We start from the raw sequence: 2271 nt of genomic DNA on the forward strand, positions 1-2271 counted from the left end.
ACAGCGAGGCGTACATGAACAACCCGGCGGCGTTCCCCGCCGCGAAACCGCGCAGCCGGAACAGCCCCAGAGGCACCATCGGCCGCGCCGCGACCCGCTCCCAGGCCACGAAGGCGACGCCGCAGACCGCGCCCGCGGCCAGCGTGCCCGCGACCTCGGCGCTCCCCCATCCGGCGGCGTCCGAACGGATCAGCCCCCACACCAGGCCGAGCGCGGAACCGGTCACCAGCAGCAGCCCGCCGGCGTCCACGCCGTCACCGCCGCCGCGGCTCTCCGGGACGCGGCGCAGCACCAGCGGGATGACGGCCAGCCCGATCGGCACGTTCAGCCAGAAGATCCACTCCCAGGCCAGCCCCTGGGTGACGGCGCCGCCGACCACGGGGCCGCCGACCACCGCCAGCCCGGTCAGCCCGGCGAACAGCCCCAGCGCCTTCGGCCGGTCAGGCGGCGGGTAGGCGGCGCTGAGCAGCGCCATCGCCAGCGGCATCACCAGGGCCGCGCCGGCCCCCTGCACCACGCGCGCCGCGATCAGCCAGCCCGCGTCCGGGGCCAGCGCGCACGCCGCCGACGCGGCGGTGAACAGCCCCAGCCCCGCCGTGAAGAGCCGCCGCCGCCCGAACCGGTCGCCCAGCACGGCACCGGTCATCAGCAGGACGGCGAAGCTCAGGCTGTAGGCGTTCACCGTCCATTCGAGCTGCTCCATGGAGGCGCCGAGATCCAGCCGGATCCGGCTCAGCGCCGTCGTCACCACGGTGGCGTCCAGCGCCACCATCACCGAGCCCGCGGAGGCGAGCCCCAGCACCCATTTCCTGTTCATGCCAGTACCGACCCGCCGCGCGGCGGAATCGGCCGGTCCCGACCCGATGAATCCGGCGGGCCGGCGGGTCTGTACAAGAAAGGGAGGAACATGGCATGACGATGACCGAGCAACCGAGCGACGAGTTCGTCCGGCTGGCAGGGCCGTTCCGGCGGGAACTGCTGACCCACTGCTACCGGATGCTGGGGTCGGTGCAGGACGCCGAGGACCTCGTCCAGGAGACGTACCTGCGGGCCTGGCGGTCGTACGGCGACTTCGAGGGCCGCGCGTCGATGCGGACGTGGCTCTACCGGATCGCCACCAACGCCTGCCTCAACGCGCTGCGGAACGGCGGCCGCAGGGTGCTGCCGGCCGGGCTGGGCGGCCCCATCTCCGACCCGGGCGCGATCGTCCCGCACGACCCGGAGATCCCGTGGCTGGAGCCGATCGCCGACGAGCAGGCCGACCCGGCGGCGATCGTGGCGGGGCGGGCCGGGCTGCGGCTGGCCCTCATCGCGGCGCTGCAGCACCTGCCCGCGCGGCAGCGGACGGTGCTGATCCTGCGGGACGTGCTGGCCTGGTCGGCGGAGGAGACCGGCGAGGCGCTCGGCATCAGCGCGACCGCGGTGCACAGCACGCTGCAGCGCGCCCGGGCCCGGCTGGACCGGCTCGACCCGGCGATCGACGAGATCGCCGAGCCCTCCGAGCCGGAGCGCCGCGACCTCCTCGACCGGTACACCGACGCCTTCGAGCGCGCCGACATCGCCGCGCTGGCCCGGCTGCTCACCGAGGACGCGGTCTGGCAGATGCCGCCGACCCCGTCGTGGTTCGCGGGCCGCGACGCCGTCCTCCGGCTGCTGGAGGCCAGGCTCCGCAAGGAGCGGATCCGGCTCGTCCCGGTCCGGGCGAACGGCCAGCCGGGCTTCGCGATGTACCTGAACGGCGAGGCCTTCGCGATCCAGGTCGTCACGCTCCGCGGCTCCGCCATCGCGGCCGTGACCGCCTTCCACACCCCCGCCCTGGTCGACCGCTTCGGCCTCCCCCGCCGCCTGTAGCCCCCCGGCGGGGGTCGGGGCGGGGGTGGCGGGCGCGGGCAGGGTGTTCCGGGGCTACTTGAGGAGCTGGCGGGCGATGACCATACGCTGGATCTGGTTGGTGCCCTCGTAGATCTGGGTGATCTTGGCGTCGCGCATCATCCGCTCCACCGGGAACTCCCGCGTGTACCCATACCCGCCCAGCAACTGGACCGCGTCGGTGGTGACGTCCATCGCCACGTCCGAGGCCAGCGCCTTGCACGCCGACGAAACAAAGGTCAGGTCCGGGATCTTCTCGCCGTGCATCGCCCGCTCGGACTTGATCGCCGCGTGATAGGTCAACTGCCGCGCGCCCTCCAGCCGCATCGCCATGTCCGCCAGCATGAACTGCACACCCTGGAAATCAGAGATCGGCTTGCCGAACTGGCGGCGCTCCTTGAC

3 protein-coding genes are annotated in these 2271 nt (G+C 73.4%); 1 reads left to right on the top strand and 2 read right to left on the bottom strand.

The window, feature by feature from the left end:
* Window positions 1-817, bottom strand: an 817-nt coding sequence (locus F9B16_RS53315; protein WP_225992587.1) for an MFS transporter, incomplete at its 3' end; no start/stop codon positions are given.
* A gap of 50 nt (window positions 818-867) precedes the next feature.
* Here F9B16_RS53315 and F9B16_RS47195 point away from each other — a divergent pair.
* The gene (locus F9B16_RS47195; protein ID WP_225992588.1) at window positions 868-1851 is read left to right on the top strand and encodes a sigma-70 family RNA polymerase sigma factor; all 984 of its coding nucleotides are present in this window, start codon (window positions 868-870) and stop codon (window positions 1849-1851) included.
* Between the two features lie 54 nt (window positions 1852-1905).
* Here F9B16_RS47195 and F9B16_RS47200 read toward each other — a convergent pair.
* Window positions 1906-2271, bottom strand: a 366-nt coding sequence (locus tag F9B16_RS47200) for an acyl-CoA dehydrogenase family protein (RefSeq protein WP_264159870.1), incomplete at its 5' end; no start/stop codon positions are given.

The sequence above is a fragment of the Actinomadura montaniterrae genome (assembly GCF_008923365.1).
Classification (GTDB): Bacteria; Actinomycetota; Actinomycetes; order Streptosporangiales; family Streptosporangiaceae; genus Spirillospora; species Spirillospora montaniterrae.